Raw genomic sequence first — 15,437 nt, forward strand, 5'->3', positions numbered from 1 at the left:
GTCGATAGTATTTGTAACTTTGACTCCCAGAGCAGATGACCCCTCACATCCCTTGGGGATGCGGCGAGTTGGAGCATCACACCCAGGCACCACACCGGAGCGGTCCCGCAGGGAACCGGTACACGGACAGGAGGGCGCACCATGGGCCGATACAGCCGCCTGCGCGAGATACGCCGGATGGATCCGGCGCGCGACTACGCCGAGATCCTTCGGCTGATCTCTCAGTACGAGTTCCCCTGGGACTACCGGCAGGGGGTGAGCGTCGCCTTCCTCCGGGACTACGGTGTCCCCCGGATCTCCGTGCTCCTGGACCGGACCCAGGAGTTCGAACGGGCCGGACAGAAGCGGTACGACGACACGGTGCTGATCGGGTACGAGATGGCCGCCGACGGCTTCGACTCGGAGCGCGGGCGGGCGGCGGCCCGGCACCTCAACCGGATCCACGGGAAGTACCGGATACCCAACGAGGACTTCCTGTACGTCCTGGCGACCACGGTCGTCGGGCCGAAGCGCTGGATCGACCGGTTCGGCTGGCGGCCCCTGTGCCGGGTGGAGACGCAGGCGCTGACCGAGGTGGGCCGGAAGATGGCCGCGATGATGGGCATCGAGGGCGCACCGGACACCTACGAGGGGTTCGAGCGGCTGCTGGACTCCTACGAGGAGCGGATGTTCGCGTACGACCCGGCGAACCGGCGGGTCGCCAACGCCACGTTCCGGACCATGGCCGCCTGGTACCCGCGCCCGCTGCGTCCGCTGATCGCACGCTTCTCGCTCGCCCTGCTGGACGAACCCCTGCTGCGCGCCCTGGGGTTCCGGGCGCAGCCCCGCTGGGTCCGGTCCGCGGCCGCCGGATCGCTGCGGGTACGCTCGCGCTGCGTCCGCCTCCTCCCGGCGCGACCCCGCCGGCTGCCCTCACGTCCGCAGCCGCGCTCCTATCCGTTCGGCTGGCGGCTGGACGACCTCGGGCCGCACTGGGCGGGCGGCCGGCCCCTGGAGCCGCTGCCGGACGAGACGGCCGCCGCCTGAGCCGTCCCGGCCGGCGGCCGGCCGCCGTACCCCGGTGGCGCCGGTCCGCCCGGGTCAGCCGACCGCCGCCGCGCTCAGGGAGTCGCCGGCCGCGGCGTCGGATGTGCTGGCGGTGAAGAGCTGGGCGAGCACGGTGTGGGCGGCGCCGGACGCGTGGTCGAACGGGCCGGTCGCGGTGAGCTCCAGCGTGGGGTGCGGCGTGGCGTTGTGGGCGTAGTGGCCGCGGAAGACCTGTTCCGTGCGGGCCGTGAGCGCCGGGATGTTCATCTCCGGCGTGAACGCCATGACGACGCCCTCGGGGCCGAACATCTTGGCGGCGTTGGCCGCGGCGGCGCCGAGCCGGTCCGCCGCGCTCTCGATGACGTCATCGCCTCCGGCGAGACTGCCCGGCGCCACCCCGCGCCTCTCCAGCTCGCGCTCGATTCCCCAGCGGCTGGACCAGGTCTCCAGACAGTCCTCGGCCCCGCAGTGACAGGGACGCGCGCTGCCGGTGCCGACGCTGGAGTGGGCGAAGCCGCCCGCGGTCCCGTTGAAGCCGCGGTGGATGCTGCCGTTCACCACCACGGAGGCACCCAGGCTCTCCCCGACGCTGAAGATCACGAGGTTGCGGCCGCCGAGCCCCCCGTCGAAGAGCAGCAGCCCGGAGGCCACCGAGTTGACGTAGCTGTCGAGGACGACCGGGGTGTCCATCAGGGACGCCAGCCGGCGCCGGAAGGCGACGTTCTCCCAGCCCATCGAGCCGCTGTGGCGCACGATTCCGCTCTGCTGGTCGACGACGCCCGACACGGCGACCCCGACGCCGACGAGCGTGGCCGAGGCCCTGCTCCCGGTCGTGAAGCGCACGGCGCGGGCGATGGTCTCCGCGGCGTCCTCCGGCCGTGTGGAGGTGAGCTGCTCCTGATGCGAGGCGACGACGTCCCCGCGCATGTTGACCAGCACCACATAGGCCTCGGTGCTCGACAGCCTGACCCCGGCCGCCAGCACCCCGTCGCTGCTCAGATCGAGCAGCCGGGCGGGCCGGCCTCCGGTGCTGCGTCCGGCCTCGGCCTCGGTGAGCAGCCCGGCGCCCAGCAGCCGGGCCGTGATCCCGGTGACGGTGGCCGGGCTCAGTCCCGTCTCGGTCGCGATCCGCGCCCTGGCGACCGGGCGGCGCACCCGCACGACGTCGAGAACCAGGGCTTCGTTGATCTCCCGGATCAGGGCTTTGCTCCCGGCGCGTGGCTTCATGACTGGCGTTTCCTCCTGGCGGTCCGGCGGACGGGCACCCCTCTGGGGTCTGTTGCGAGGCCCAGTGTAATTTATTCGGTCATTGACAGAAGTAAGTACGCTGATTAGCTTCCACACCATGAATGAGCACCTCGGAACGGGTCAGGGGCGACATCCCCAGGGCTCGCCCATCCGGATTCACCTGAGCGTCGCGCCCGGGGAACGGGCAGCGTTCTTCCCGCCGCCGACGCTCGGCGCGCTGGCGGCTCTCGGCGAGATCACCGAGAGCGAGCCGCTCGCACTGCACACGCCCGGCGCGTTCGGCCGGGCGCTCGACGGCGTCGACGTACTCGTGACCGCCTGGGGGTTCCCCCGGCTCGACGCCGCCCGCCTCGCGCTCGCCCCCGATCTGCGGTTCGTCATGCACGCGGCGTCCTCGATCCACTGGCTGGTGAGCGACGACTTCTGGGCGGCCGGCCTGCCCGTGTCCCAGGCGGGAGCGGCGATGGCTCCCGCCGTGGCGGAGCTCTCCCTCGGGCTGACGCTCTCCCTGCTGCGCCGCACCCACCGCCACGATCACGCCCTGCGTTCCGGCCTGGACTGGGACGCGGCCAGGGAGACCCGGCGCGGGCGCGAGATCAGCGGGGCGCGCATCGGCGTGGTCGGTGCCTCGCGCACCGGCCGTCACTACATCCGCATGTGCCGGGCGCTCGGCGCCGACGTCCGTGTCCACGACCCGTACATCCCGTCCGGCGACCCGCTCACCGAGCTCCGTACCGGGCTGACCGACCTGCTGGCCACCAGTGACGTCATCGCCGTGCACGCCCCCGCGACCCCGGAGACCCACGGGATGATCGGCGCCCGGGAGATCGCGGCGATGCGGGACGGGGCGCTGTTCGTCAACACCGCACGGCCCTCCGTGGTGGACATGGACGCGCTGTTCGCGGAGGTCGCCTCGGGCCGGATCGACGCCGCGCTCGATGTGTTCACCAGTGAGCCGCTGCCCGTCGACGACCGCTGGCGCGGCCTGCCGAACGCGCTGCTGACACCGCACATCGCGGGCGCCACCTCGGACTCACGGCGGCGCGCCGGGCAGATCGTCACGGAGGAGATCGGCCGCTTCCTGGCCGGACGGCCCCTGGAGCACGCGCTGACGCGCGAGGACCTGGCGAGGATGGGATGACCCGGACCGGCGCACGCAACATCCTGCTGATCCACTGCCACGATCTGGGGCGCTTCCTCGGAGCGTACGGGGTCCCCACCGTGGTCAGCCCTCATCTGGACGCCCTCGCCGCCGAATCGGCACTGTTCGAGTCGGCGTTCGCGACCGCCCCGCACTGCAGCCCCGCGCGGGCCTCGCTGTTCACCGGCACCTATCCGCAGACCAACGGCGTGCTCGGCCTCACCCACGACCCCTTCGGCTGGGACCTCACCGATCCCTCGTCCCACCTCGCGGGCAGGCTGTCGGCGGCCGGATACAGCACCGAACTGATCGGCGTGCACCACGAGTCCAGGGTGCTGGCGGACGACGTCGTCGCCGAGCGGCTGGGGTTCGACCGGGTGCGTTCCGGCGGCGACCGGGACACGGTCGTCGAGCGGACCGCCGAAGCCCTCGGCCGGGCGGCCGCCGCGGACGCTCCGTTCTACCTCCAGGTCGGCTTCCACGAGCCGCACCGCACACCGGCCCGCGACGACCGCCCCGGCGTGATGGGCTTCCTCGGCGACACCGTGAGCCCGGACAGCTCCCTCGGGGTCACCGTCCCCGCCTACCTCCGGGACGACGCGGGAGCCCGCGAGGAGATCTCCGAACTCCAGGGCGCCGTACGCCACATGGACGAGGGCGTCGGCCGGGTACTGGCCCGCCTCGACGCGCTCGGTCTGAGCGACGACACCGTCGTGGTGTTCACCACCGACCACGGACTCGCGCTGCCCGGCGCGAAGTGCACCCTCTACGACCCGGGCCTGGAGGTCGCCCTCCTCGTACGCGCTCCCGGCCGCGTGCGATGGGCCGGGCGCCGCGTCACGCAGATGGTCAGCCACGTCGACGTACTGCCCACGCTGCTCGGGCTCGTGGGCCTGCCGGCCCCCGCCGGACTGCCTGGCAGCAGCCTGGTTCCGGTCGTGGAGAGCGGTACGGCCGCACGGACCCACACCTTCGGCCAGCTCACCCACCACATCTACTACGACCCCAAGCGCTCGGTCCGCTCCGCCTCGCACAAGCTGGTCGTCAACTTCGCCAACGCCCCGCGTGCCATGGACCCCACCCAGTCCTGGGTGCGCCGCAGCCTCCCCGCCGATCTGCGGGGGCCCACGGTGGAGACCAGCCCGACCGTCGAGCTGTACGACCTCGTGCGCGATCCCCACGAGCGGGACAACCGTGCGGAGGACCCCGCCTGCGCCGGCGTCCGCGAAGAACTCGCCCGCGCGCTGTCGCAGTGGATGCGCGACGTCGACGACCCGCTCCTGACCGCCCCTCCCCTACTGGGCCGCCACGTGGACGCCCTCGCCGCGCTGGCCGGCGCCGCACAACGAAAGAGAGAACGAGCATGAGCACGAGACTGCTTCGCTGCGTGGCCGTCGCCGCCGCGGCCACCCTGACCGCCTCCGCCTGCTCGGCGTCGGGTGCCGACGACGGCAAGTCGCACGTCACGGTGTGGATGTACCCGGTCATCAAGGACGAGGCCGCGAGCAAGAAGTTCTGGGAACGGACGGAGTCCGCGTTCGAGAAGACGCACCCCGGCATCGATCTGAACATCGAACTCCAGACCTTCGACAAGCGCGACGCACAGATCTCCGCCGCGCTCGCCGCCGGGACCGGTCCGGACATCGTGCTGATCACGCCCGACCAGGCCGCCACCTACAACAAGGTGCGGGGGCTGCTGCCCGTCGACGACGCCGTCGCCAAGGAGCGCAAGGCCTTCTTCCCCGCGACCCTCAAGGCCGCCACCATCGACGGCGAGCTGTACGGCGTACCGATCTTCCAGAACATCAACAGCACCGCGTACAACACGAAGATATTCGCCGACGCCGGGCTCGGACTCCCGAAGACCTGGGACGACGTGCGCAAGGCCGCACCGGTGCTCGCCAAGAAGGGCGTCGCCGTGATGGATTACGCCGGCAGCCCGGAGCAGACGCTGAACCTCTCCTTCTACCCGCTGCTCTGGCAGGCCGGCGGCCGGGTCTTCAGCGGTGACGGCAAGGATGTCGCCTTCGACTCCGCGGCGGGCGTCTCCGCCCTCCAGTTCCTCGTCGACCTGAAGAAGGCGGGCGGCCTGCCGGCCGACGCCGCCACCGAGGGCCCCGCCGTGCAGGGCGCCCCCATCGCCGCCTCCAAGGTCGCCATGCGGCCCGTCACGTCCCTGCCGGAACTCGACCAGATGCGGGCGGCACTGGGCGCGAAGAACGTGTCGCTCGGCCTGCCCCTCCAGGGCAAGGTCCGCGCGACCTATGGCAACCCGGGCCTGCTCTCCCTGACCTCCATCAGCAAGGACGAGAACCGGGACGCCGCCTACGACGTGCTCGCCTACCTGAGCTCGCCCGCCACGCAGAAGTCGCTCAACGCCGCCGCGGGCAGCTTCCCCACCCGCACCGACGTCGAGGCGCCGAGCACGGGACCCGACTACCAGGTACTGAACGAAGCGCTCCGGTTCGCCAACCCCGGTGAGTCCTCGCCCGCCGCGCGCCAGGTGATGGCGTCCCTGGCACCCGGCATCCAGGCCGCGCTCGGCGGTGATCTCTCGCCGGAGGAGGCCCTGGACAAGGCAGCGAAGGAAGCGCGGGAGCTGCTCTCCCGGTCCTGACGCAGCCAGCGCAGCGAGTCCGGTCCCCGCCCGGTACCGGACTCCCCCGGTCCGTCTCTCCACACCGATAGGTCGCCATGTCCGTGCACACCCCGAGCCATGTCCCGAAGAGCGGCACGATACCTCCCCCGACACCCCCGGCCCCGTCTCCGTCTCCGTCTCCGTCTCCGGGCGGCCATGCGGCCCGCCGCCGGCTCAAGCGCCGGGAGGCGATGACGGGCCTCCTGTTCGTCCTGCCGACCGTCGTCATCTTCGCCGTGTTCAAATTCCTGCCCATCGCGGGCGCCGGCGCCATGAGCCTCACGCGCTACCGCCTCAACGGGGACGTGTCGTGGCTCGGGGCCGAGAACTACACCCGGCTGTCCTCGGATCCGCTCTTCTGGAAGAGCCTCGGGGTGACGGCGACCTATGTGCTGATCTTCGTCCCGCTCATCATCGTGGTCTCCCTGGCTGGCGCACTGCTCCTGAACAAACTGGTGCGCTTCCAGGGGACGTTCCGAGCCCTGCTCTTCCTGCCGTATCTGAGCTCGTTCGTGATGGCCGGCATCATCTGGTCCTGGATCTTCGCCAGTGACGGGCCGCTCAACGCGGCCCTCGGCGGACTCGGGGGAATCGGGCCGGTACCGTTCCTCTCCGGTGACCAACTGCTCGTGCTGTCCTGCCTCGCCCTGGTCTCGGTGTGGAAGGGGTTCGGCTACTCGATGCTCGTCTTCCTCGCCGGGCTCAAGGCGCTGCCCGCCGAGGTGCACGAGGCGGCGCGCCTGGACGGGGCGAACAGCCGGCAGGCGTTCCGGTACGTGACGCTGCCGCTGCTCAGGCCGGTGCTGTTCTTCGTCCTCGTGATCGAGACGATCACCGGCTTCCAGGTGTTCGACACCATCTACGTGATGACCGGCGGCGGCCCCAACCGGGCCAGCAGCAGCCTCATCTACTTCCTCTACGACGAGGGCTTCAAGTTCCTCGACTTCGGCTACGCCTCGGCGATCGGCATGGTCCTCTTCGCCATCGTGCTCGTCCTGTCCCTCGTGCAGCGACGGTTCATCGACGAAAAGGAGACCACGTGACCACGCCGTCCACCGCGCTCGGCCTGCGCCCGGACGCCCGCCCGCCCCGCAGGTGGCTGCCGGCCCTCGCGCTCACCCTGATCTCGCTGTTCACCGTCGGCCCCCTGCTCGCCGTGATCGTCCTCGCGCTGTCGCCGGAGGACGCCCCCACCCTTCCGCAGGCGTTCCCCGACTCGCTGACGTTCGACAACATCACCCGCGTCTTCGAGGTGGGCGACTTCCCCCGCTGGCTGCTCAACTCCCTCGCCTACTCCGCCGTCTCGGTCGTGGTCATCCTGCTCACGTCCTCCATGGCCGCCTACGCCCTGGTGCGCAAGCGGTTCCCCGGACGCAACGCCCTGCTGTGGGCGATCGTCGCCACCCTGATGGTGCCGATGCAGGCCACCCTCATCCCGACGTTCATCCTCGTCGCGCGCCTGGACGGGGTGAACACGCTCTGGGGACTGATCATGCCCACCCTGGCCAACGCGCAGGCCGTCTTCCTCATCCGGCAGTTCGTCCGCGACCTGCCCGACGAGCTGTTCGACGCGGCGCGCATCGACGGGGCGGGCGAGTGGCGCACCTTCAGCCGGATCGTGCTGCCGCTGATCCGGCCCGTGCTCGCGACGCTCGCCATCTTCGTCTTCCTGTGGCACTGGAACGACCTGCTGTGGCCGTTGGTCGTGGGCCAGACCGACGAGGCACGCACCCTGACCGTCGGACTCGCCACCCTGCACACCGAGACGGTGTCGACGGCGGGCATCATGTCCGCCGCGTGCATCAGCTTCCTTCCCTGCCTGGTGATCTTCGTCGTGCTCCAGCGGCACATCGTCGCCGGTGTCGTCTCCTCCGGGGTGAAGGGATGACGCCCGCACCGGCGCCCGCGCCCCTGCGGCTCGGGCTCATCGGCGTCGACTCGCCGCACGCACCGTCCTTCACCCGGCTGTTCGGGGACGGGGTCACCGGCACCGTGCCCGGCGCCACCGTGACGGCGGCGTGGAAGGGCGTGCCGGCCGCGGACTTCCCGCTCGGCCGGGACCGCGTCGACGCCCTGGCCCGCGAGGTGACGGAGCTGGGAGTTCCGCTGTGCTCCAGCCCCGAGGAGGTGGCCGGGCGCTGCGACGCGCTGCTGGTCGTCGCCTCCGACGCCCGCACCCACCACGGGTACTTCACCCGGCTCGCGGCGTTCGGCAAGCCGGTCTACGTGGACACCCGGTTCGCCCTCGCGCTCGCCGACGCCCGCGCGATGCTGGCCACGGCGCGTCAGCACGCCTGTCTGCCGCTGGCCGGCTCGCCGAAGCGCTTCACGCCCGAGTTCCGGCAGGCGCTCGGCTCCGGCGACATCGACCGCATCGATCTGACGGGGCCGCTGCCGACCCAGCCCGGCCACCCGTTCCTGGCCTGGTACGGAGTGCACCTGGTGGATCTGGCGGTCGCGGCCCTCGGGCCCGGATGCGTCGCGGTCGACGCCACGGACGCCGGGCGCACGTCACTGACCTGGGCCGACGGACGCGTCGCGACCCTGGGCGGTGACGCGGAGTGGTCCCCGTCGACGACCGGGCGCCTCGACGGCCCCGGTGGCGGGCGCGCCTTCGCCATCGAGGCCGGGCCCGCCATGCTCACCGGCCTGCTCACATCGATCGTCGAGAGCTGCCGGACGGGCGTCCCGAACGTCCCCGAGGCCGAAGTCCTCGACATCGTGGCCGTCGTCGAGGCGGCCCACCGCAGCCGGCTCACCGGTGCGCCGGTGCGGCTTCCCCGCCCGGACGGGGAGGTGCGCCCGTGACCAGTGACGCGTCGTGCTGCGCAGCGAGCCGGGAGGCCGGGGCGCAGGCACCGCCCGTACCGCAGCCCCGGCCGGCCACGGAGGACCTCAACGGCCCCGTGGAACCCTCGCGCAACGGAATGGCCCTGCTGCCCGGCGGCAGGTTCCTGATGGGGACCGACGACGGGCAGGGCTACCCGGCCGACGGCGAGGGCCCGGTGCGTGAGGTGGAACTGGCCCCCTTCCGGATCGACACCACGGCGGTCACGAACAGCGCGTTCGCCGAGTTCACCGAGGCGACCGGCTGGGTCACACTGGCGGAGCGGTTCGGCACCTCCTTCGTGTTCGCCGCGTTCCTGCCCGAGCACCCACGCGGGGCGCGCCCCGTACCGGCAACGCCGTGGTGGTACGAGGTCAGGGGCGCCGACTGGCGCCGGCCGGAAGGACCCGGATCCGATCTGGCCGGCCGGATGGACCACCCGGTGGTCCATGTCACCTGGCGCGACGCACGCGCCTACGCCAGATGGGCGGGCAAGCGACTCCCCACGGAGGCCGAGTGGGAGTACGCGGCCCGAGGCGGTCTGGTCCAGGCCCGCTACCCGTGGGGCGACGAGCGCGAACCCGACGGCGTGCACCGGATGAACGTATGGCAGGGCGAGTTCCCCACGCGCGACAGCGGCGCGGACGGCTACCTGGGGACGGCTCCCGCGGACGCGTACGAGCCCAACGGATACGGCTTGTACAACACCTGCGGGAATGTATGGGAGTGGTGCTCCGACTGGTTCCATCCCAGCTGGCACATCACCGGTCCGCGGACCTCCCCGGCCGGGCCGCCGAGGGGTGAGCGCAAGGCGATGCGCGGCGGCTCCTACCTCTGCCACGAGAGCTACTGCTTCCGCTACCGCGTGGACGCGCGCAGCTCCAACACACCCGACAGCAGCGCCGGCAACATCGGTTTCCGCTGCGTGGCCGCCCCCGGCTGAGCAGCGGGCCCGCCGGCGTCAGCCGAGACCGGTCACGGAGACGGAGTCGTCGTACACGTCGACGACCGAGACGCCGACGGGATAGTCGCGGCCCTTGGCGGGGTTCCACGACGGCCGGTAGACGCCGAGCTTGAAGTAGGGCTCGGCGGGCTGGTGGTAGTTGTTCTCCCCCGAGTCGTCGACGAGCTGGACCCCGTCGCGGCACACCCGGAGCGTGCCGGGGTGGTCTGCGGTGGACCAGTCGATGTCGAAGGTCCAGTGGTTCCAGACGCCGCGCGTGACGGGGCCCAGGGAGTACGACCGCCGGACGGGGGTGGTGTCGTCCGGGTTCTCCAGGTGGAACACGCTGAGCAGCCACTCGGAGTTGCGTACCGAGAGGGCGATGGGCGGGTTGGTGTCCGAGCCGTCGGCCAGCGGTTTGCCGTGCCACTGGGCGAGGATGGTGTCGTAGTTGGACCATTCCCAGTCGGTGGGCAGGAAATCGGAGAAGCTGAACCGGTAGGCACCGTAGCCCAGGGCGTCGTTGGCGACCTCGGACCGCCAGGACTTCCCGTCGCCGGGGACGGTGAATCTGCCGGAACCGCTGCCGTCCAGGACGGGCGAGGTTGCCGACCGGATGGAACTGGTGGCGCCGGTGCCGTCGTAGCGGTGCTTCACGAACCCGAAGTCGGGCGCGGTTCCCTCGAATCCGTCGCTGAAGACGGTCTTCCCGGTGACGGAGTCCGCGCAGCCGGCCGGAAGGGCCGTGGCCTCAGCGGAAGCCCCCTCAGCGGCGGGCATCAGGGCGCCGGTGCCCGCGACAAGGACGGCGACGCAGCCGAGCCGCGCGCTGCGCGACAGACGGCGGCCCTTCGCCCGAGGTGCGCCGTCCGGGCCGGGGGTGGTGGCGGTGGGTGTGGTGGTCATGGAGCTCTCTTTCCGCGAGGTGTGCGGGGTGCGGGCCGGTTCCGGCGGTGCGCCGGCGAGTCGGTGGAAAGGCCGGTGAGCGCGGCGGCGGGCGTCGCGGCGGGCCCCGGGTCAGCTGCCCGGCAGGGTGCGGCGCCGGGGATCCGTGGGAACCCCGGGCGAGGGCCGGGACAGCCGGGTGTCCCCGTCGTCCGTCGGCCGGTCCGTGGCTGCGGGGCGTTGGCAGCGGATGTTCGCACGGTCGCTGAGGGCCGGTCAATGCCCTTGCCCGGCAAGGGAGATGTACCCCCTGGCCTGAGTTCAAAAGATGCTTTTGTCATTGACAAAAGGCCGATGGCCTGGCAGGTTTCCGCTCCAGGCAGCGCGGTCGGCCCCGACGGCGCGCCTCCCGCCAGATGGCCCCCGCCACGCCTCAGGCGCTCGGCGAACCCCGTCTCCCGGCTGCTCCGCCGCCCCGCCCCGCCTCCGCCACGAGCGCACCGCCGAACATCGAGGAGTTCCCATGCACCAGTTCCCGTCACCGAGCAGGCGCCAGGTCCTGCGGTTCGCCGGTGCGGCCGGGCTCACCACCGCGGCGGCGACCCTGGCCCCTCAGGCGGTGGCCGCCGGGGCGCGCACCACCGTCACCGACCTCGGGCCCGCCGTCGTCCAGTTCTCCCTGATGAGCGGCCTGCTGGTCGGTGACACCGTCTACATCGGGTCCCGCAATCTGAGCCCGGCCCGCGTGATCGGCTTCCACCTGCCGACCCGCGCCGTGGTCTCGCGGACCGACCTGCCGGCGGGCTCGACGGTCTCCGCCCTCGCGGCCGATCCGACGGGCCGGTACCTGTACGCCGGCGTGCTGTCCAAGAAGAAGGGCGAGCCGAACCTCTTCCGGTGGGACCTGGACAACCCGGCAGAGGCCGCCGTGACGCTGGGGCGGACCGGAAGCGAGACGGACGTCCGGGATCTGGCCGTCGCACCGGACGGCAAGGTCTACTCGGTGGGCGGCCTCCCGGGCGTCCCGCCGGCCCTCTGGGAGTACGACCCGGCCACCGGGGCCCTGACCAGCCTGGGCGTGCCCGACCCCAAGGCCACCCTGGCCAGGGCCGTCGCGGCCACCGACAGCACGGTCTTCTTCGGGGCGGGCAGCGTGCTGTCCGGCGGCGGTGACGCGAGCAGGGCTTCGCTGTTCGCCTTCGACCGCGCCACGAAGACGTTCACCTCCATCGTGCCGAAGGAGTTCGAGACGGATCCGTCCGTGCGTGAACTGGCCGTCCTCGGGGACAGCCTGGTGATCGGCACCTCCGCGTCCGGCGGTCCGGCCAAGCTGGCCGTGATGGACCTGGCCGACTACTCCTCGTACACCGTGACGTCCGCCGGGGGCAACATGGTCAAGACCATGGCCGCCGACACGACGTCCGTGTACTTCTCCGACGAGACGGGCGCGCACGCCTACTCCATGACCACCGGTGAGATCAGCCGGATCGACGCCGAGGGCCTCGACCTCGGCGAGGTCTGGGGGGTGGATCACCGGGACGGCACGCTGGTGGTCGTCTCCGCCTACGGATTCGTGGCCGAGATCGACCTGACGGCCCGCACCGCCGTCGTCACCGACCTGGGCGAGGCCGGTGCTCCCGCCGGGCCGCAGCTGGGGATGGGGATCGCCGCTGGAGGGGGGTACGTGTACACGGGCGGCACCGGCACCATCGCCCGCCACGACGTGCGCACCGGCGAGGTGGTCAGGTTCCGCGTTCCCGGCGAGGCGAAGGACGCCGAGGTGGTGGACGGTGTGCTGTACACCGGCCAGTACAACGCGCAGGGGATCTGGTCGTACGACCCCGCCGGCGGACGGCTCCCCCACCAGGTGGCGAGTTTCGCCGCCGAACAGAACCGCCCGCTGGACACCTGCTGGGATCCGCACCACGGCCTGCTGCTCGTCGGCGTGCAGTCCGACACCGAAGGAGGCGGCTCGCTGTGGACGTACGACCCGGCGAGCGGGCGGTCCGCCATCCACGTCAACCCGGTCGACGACCGCCAGCTCATCAGGGCGGTCGCGACCCGGCAGGGGGTGGCGTTCCTCGGCGGCGACAACCTCCAGGACCAGGGCCCCCGCGCCACGGTCGTCGCCTTCGACCCGCGCGGGGGCAGGGAGCTGTGGCGACTCGACCTGGACCAGCAGGGGGGCGTCGCGGCGATGACCGTCCTGGGCAGGCATCTGTACGGACTGTCCAGGCGCGGCGAGTTCTTCGTCATCGACGTCCCCCGCCGACGGGTGGTGCACACCGCCGACCTCAAGGAGGTCTCGCCCGGATTCGCGGCGATGGTCACCAACAGGGGTGTCGTGTACGGGGTGTCGGACACCACCCTGTTCCGGTTCGACCGCAGGACCTTCGCGGCGAGCACCGTGGTGTCCGGCATCAACGGCGGCTGGTACAGCGGTCCGCACCTGAACCACGACGAGCACGGGCACCTCTACACCCTGCGCGGTACGAACCTGGTCCGGATCGACGACCGGCGCTGATCCCGGTCCCGGCGCCTCAGCGACCGGGCGGGCGGTCCGCGGAACGGTGAGCGAGCAGCGGCACCAGATAGCGCCGGGCGAACTCCCGCACCTGGGTGTCGTCGTCCAGCCGGAAACAGCTGACGGGGTTGAGGAGGAAGGAGACGGTGATCCGCACCATCAGTTCGGCGACCGGTGTCGGATCGCTGGCCGGACGGCCCTCCGCGCGCCGGGCGTCGCGCAGCCGGTCCGCCAGGTACCCGCGGATGGCGAGGAGGGCCGGTCCGCTCTCCAGGGTCAGGAACGGCAGCATGGTCTCGGGCTCCAGCCTCAGCAGACCGCCGATGAGCGGATGCTCGCGGATGTGCCGGAGCACCGCGGTGAAGCCCTCGACGAGCCGGTCCTCCGTCGTGGGCAGGGCGGCCACCGCCTCGTCCACCTCCACGAGGAAGCGCCGGTACTCGCGCAGCAGGCAGGCGGAGACGAGGCTGTCCTTGTTGCCGATCCTCCGGTAGACGGTCACGCGCGAGACCCCGGCCCGTTTGGCGACGTCGTCGACGGTGGAGCGGCGCAGCCCGAAGGTCATGAACTGCTCACGCGCGGCGTCGAGGATCTGCTCGCTCAGGGCGTCGGAGGGCGGCGTCCCGTCCAGCGCCCCAGCCAGCAGCGCCTCGTCCGTGCTCCGTGCGGCCATGGGACCTCCCCGCTCTGTGCCGGTTCGGGTCCACCATAGTGGCGCCGCAACAGAGAGCTGGGTCCTGTCACTCTGTTACTTCCGCGTCAGTCGAAGTCGTACACCGTCACCTCGATCCCCCGGCTCAACAGCCGCTGTTCCAGCAGGGGTTCGATCCGGGACCACTTCCCGCCCGCCAGCCCGCAGCCGATCCGCGGCAGATGCACCGAGGCGCCCAGCTCAAGGGCCCTGCCGGCCACCGTGTCCAGCGCCGTGTCGATCGCCTCGTAGCGCACCGGCACCCCCTGGCTGCCGGTGCGCATCCCCCGCTGGCCCACCATGTTCGCCACCCAGATGTACGGACTCACCCGGACGAACTGGACGGCGCCGAGCCCGAAGTCGTTGCCGGCCCGTTCGCGGTGCCAGGTGCGGTACCGGTCCTCCGGTTCGGGCCAGCGGCGCGAGACGGCCAGGACGAAGCCCTTCCCCCAGCCGCCCAGGTCGTTGCAGACATGGGCGATCAGCTTGACGCCTTTGCCCTGCGGGGCGGTGGCGTCCCCCCGTACGTAAACGATCTCGGTCATCGCACCAGCGTACGAGCGGGAGGGGCGGATTCGGGGAGTCCGCGTGCACCGGCTCCGGGATACGGCAGGAAAGACGTGGCGCGGTGACGGCCTCGTGCCCCGCCCCGGCGGCGACGGTGGGATCACCTCGCGCTCCGCCGGGCACTTTCACAACAGTGGTGAGACAGCAATACTGTTGAACCTGATCGACGCACACGCCCGGCAGTTCATCCGCGGCGTCGGACACGAGGAGCAGAGATGGCGACCGGTACAGAGGAGCCGACGCTCACGGTCGACGAGCTGGCCGCTCGCGCCGGGGTGACGGTGCGCACGGTGCGCTTCTACAGCACCCGGGGGCTGCTGCCGCCGCCGGTGATCGGGCCGCGCCGGGTGGGGCACTACGGGCACGGCCACCTCTCCCGGCTCGCGCTGATAGAGGAGCTCCAGCACCAGGGCATGACGCTCGCCGCGATCGAACGCTACCTGGAGCAGCTGCCGCCCGATCTGAGCGCCCAGGACCTGGCGATCCACCGGGCGCTGGTGGCCTCCTGGGCACCGGACTCGGCGGAGGACGTGACCCGGCCGGAGCTGGAACGCCGGGCGGGGCGGGCACTGACCGGGCAGGACCTCGACCGGCTGGCCGCGATGGGGGTGCTGGAACGGGCCGATCCGGGCGAGGCCCCCTACCGGGTGGATCCGGGACTGCTGCGGCTCGGGGTGGAGCTGCTCGACGTGCCGATCGCGCACGAGACGATCCTGGCCGCCCGTACGGTCCTGCTGGAGCACACCCGCTCGGCCGCCCAGGAGCTGACCCGGCTCTTCCGGGACGAGGTGTGGAGTCCGTACCGCGAGCGGGAGTCGGATCCGGAGCACCTCAAGGCGATGAAGTCGCTGTCGGCGCACATGCAGCCGATGGTGCTCCAGGCGCTGGTGACCGCCTTCCAGCGGTCGCTGAAGGAGGAGCTGCGGGCCGCGTTCACCGCCGAGTGA

14 protein-coding genes are annotated in these 15,437 nt (G+C 71.7%); 10 read left to right on the forward strand and 4 right to left on the reverse strand.

Annotated elements, in window-relative coordinates; genetic code table 11:
- Window positions 1-141: 141 nt before the first annotated feature.
- Window positions 142-1,026, forward strand: coding sequence for an oxygenase MpaB family protein (locus tag ACIP89_RS27955; RefSeq protein ID WP_402117356.1), 885 nt, complete (start codon window positions 142-144; stop codon window positions 1,024-1,026).
- A gap of 54 nt (window positions 1,027-1,080) precedes the next feature.
- Here ACIP89_RS27955 and ACIP89_RS27960 read toward each other — a convergent pair whose 3' ends face one another.
- Window positions 1,081-2,253 (reverse strand): ROK family protein, encoded by a 1,173-nt coding sequence (locus ACIP89_RS27960; protein ID WP_402117358.1) that lies wholly within the window; start codon window positions 2,251-2,253, stop codon window positions 1,081-1,083.
- A 118-nt stretch (window positions 2,254-2,371) separates the two neighbouring features.
- On the opposite strand from ACIP89_RS27960, the gene ACIP89_RS27965 reads away from it, so the two are divergent.
- From ACIP89_RS27965 to ACIP89_RS27995, 7 genes are all read left to right on the forward strand, one after another.
- Window positions 2,372-3,415 carry a hydroxyacid dehydrogenase gene (locus ACIP89_RS27965; protein WP_401925352.1) on the forward strand — a complete coding sequence of 348 codons (1,044 nt, stop codon included), beginning with the start codon at window positions 2,372-2,374 and terminating at the stop codon, window positions 3,413-3,415.
- Window positions 3,412-4,782: a sulfatase gene (locus ACIP89_RS27970; RefSeq protein ID WP_402117360.1), complete on the forward strand. Its 1,371-nt coding sequence runs from the start codon at window positions 3,412-3,414 to the stop codon at window positions 4,780-4,782. Before ACIP89_RS27965 ends, ACIP89_RS27970 begins: the two co-directional genes overlap by 4 nt.
- A complete protein-coding gene (locus ACIP89_RS27975; RefSeq protein WP_402117362.1) occupies window positions 4,779-6,032 on the forward strand; it encodes an extracellular solute-binding protein in 1,254 nt (417 codons plus the stop codon). Before ACIP89_RS27970 ends, ACIP89_RS27975 begins: the two co-directional genes overlap by 4 nt.
- 212 nt (window positions 6,033-6,244) lie before the next feature.
- Window positions 6,245-7,096, forward strand: coding sequence for a carbohydrate ABC transporter permease (locus tag ACIP89_RS27980; RefSeq protein WP_401925359.1), 852 nt, complete (start codon window positions 6,245-6,247; stop codon window positions 7,094-7,096).
- A complete protein-coding gene (locus ACIP89_RS27985; RefSeq protein WP_402117363.1) occupies window positions 7,093-7,941 on the forward strand; it encodes a carbohydrate ABC transporter permease in 849 nt (282 codons plus the stop codon). Before ACIP89_RS27980 ends, ACIP89_RS27985 begins: the two co-directional genes overlap by 4 nt.
- Complete coding sequence (locus ACIP89_RS27990) at window positions 7,938-8,861, forward strand: Gfo/Idh/MocA family protein (protein WP_402117364.1); 924 nt, start codon at window positions 7,938-7,940, stop codon at window positions 8,859-8,861. Before ACIP89_RS27985 ends, ACIP89_RS27990 begins: the two co-directional genes overlap by 4 nt.
- Entirely contained in the window at window positions 8,858-9,823 is a 966-nt protein-coding gene (locus tag ACIP89_RS27995; protein ID WP_402117366.1) for a formylglycine-generating enzyme family protein, read from the forward strand. Before ACIP89_RS27990 ends, ACIP89_RS27995 begins: the two co-directional genes overlap by 4 nt.
- Window positions 9,824-9,841: 18 nt before the next feature.
- On the opposite strand, the gene ACIP89_RS28000 is transcribed toward ACIP89_RS27995, so the two are convergent.
- Entirely contained in the window at window positions 9,842-10,729 is an 888-nt protein-coding gene (locus ACIP89_RS28000; RefSeq protein ID WP_402117368.1) for a polysaccharide lyase, read from the reverse strand.
- Window positions 10,730-11,231: 502 nt separating this feature from the next.
- On the opposite strand from ACIP89_RS28000, the gene ACIP89_RS28005 reads away from it, so the two are divergent.
- On the forward strand, window positions 11,232-13,232 hold the full coding sequence (locus ACIP89_RS28005; RefSeq protein WP_402117370.1) for a PQQ-binding-like beta-propeller repeat protein: 2,001 nt from the start codon (window positions 11,232-11,234) through the stop codon (window positions 13,230-13,232).
- A gap of 16 nt (window positions 13,233-13,248) precedes the next feature.
- Here ACIP89_RS28005 and ACIP89_RS28010 read toward each other — a convergent pair whose 3' ends face one another.
- Window positions 13,249-13,905 carry a TetR/AcrR family transcriptional regulator gene (locus ACIP89_RS28010; RefSeq protein WP_402117372.1) on the reverse strand — a complete coding sequence of 219 codons (657 nt, stop codon included), beginning with the start codon at window positions 13,903-13,905 and terminating at the stop codon, window positions 13,249-13,251.
- Window positions 13,906-13,991: 86 nt separating this feature from the next.
- Window positions 13,992-14,468, reverse strand: coding sequence for a macro domain-containing protein (locus ACIP89_RS28015; protein ID WP_402117373.1), 477 nt, complete (start codon window positions 14,466-14,468; stop codon window positions 13,992-13,994).
- Between the two features lie 237 nt (window positions 14,469-14,705).
- On the opposite strand from ACIP89_RS28015, the gene ACIP89_RS28020 reads away from it, so the two are divergent.
- A complete protein-coding gene (locus ACIP89_RS28020; protein WP_402117374.1) occupies window positions 14,706-15,437 on the forward strand; it encodes a MerR family transcriptional regulator in 732 nt (243 codons plus the stop codon).

This window comes from Streptomyces sp. NPDC088730 (genome assembly GCF_044751215.1).
Taxonomy (GTDB): domain Bacteria; phylum Actinomycetota; class Actinomycetes; order Streptomycetales; family Streptomycetaceae; genus Streptomyces.

Coding starts and splice junctions, on each gene's coding strand:
- ACIP89_RS27955 (WP_402117356.1), top strand. CDS start 142: ATGGGCCGATACAGCCGCCTGCGCGAGATACGCCGGATGGATCCGGCG.
- ACIP89_RS27960 (WP_402117358.1), bottom strand. CDS start 2,253: ATGAAGCCACGCGCCGGGAGCAAAGCCCTGATCCGGGAGATCAACGAA.
- ACIP89_RS27965 (WP_401925352.1), top strand. CDS start 2,372: ATGAATGAGCACCTCGGAACGGGTCAGGGGCGACATCCCCAGGGCTCG.
- ACIP89_RS27970 (WP_402117360.1), top strand. CDS start 3,412: ATGACCCGGACCGGCGCACGCAACATCCTGCTGATCCACTGCCACGAT.
- ACIP89_RS27975 (WP_402117362.1), top strand. CDS start 4,779: ATGAGCACGAGACTGCTTCGCTGCGTGGCCGTCGCCGCCGCGGCCACC.
- ACIP89_RS27980 (WP_401925359.1), top strand. CDS start 6,245: ATGACGGGCCTCCTGTTCGTCCTGCCGACCGTCGTCATCTTCGCCGTG.
- ACIP89_RS27990 (WP_402117364.1), top strand. CDS start 7,938: ATGACGCCCGCACCGGCGCCCGCGCCCCTGCGGCTCGGGCTCATCGGC.
- ACIP89_RS28000 (WP_402117368.1), bottom strand. CDS start 10,729: ATGACCACCACACCCACCGCCACCACCCCCGGCCCGGACGGCGCACCT.
- ACIP89_RS28005 (WP_402117370.1), top strand. CDS start 11,232: ATGCACCAGTTCCCGTCACCGAGCAGGCGCCAGGTCCTGCGGTTCGCC.
- ACIP89_RS28010 (WP_402117372.1), bottom strand. CDS start 13,905: ATGGCCGCACGGAGCACGGACGAGGCGCTGCTGGCTGGGGCGCTGGAC.
- ACIP89_RS28015 (WP_402117373.1), bottom strand. CDS start 14,468: ATGACCGAGATCGTTTACGTACGGGGGGACGCCACCGCCCCGCAGGGC.
- ACIP89_RS28020 (WP_402117374.1), top strand. CDS start 14,706: ATGGCGACCGGTACAGAGGAGCCGACGCTCACGGTCGACGAGCTGGCC.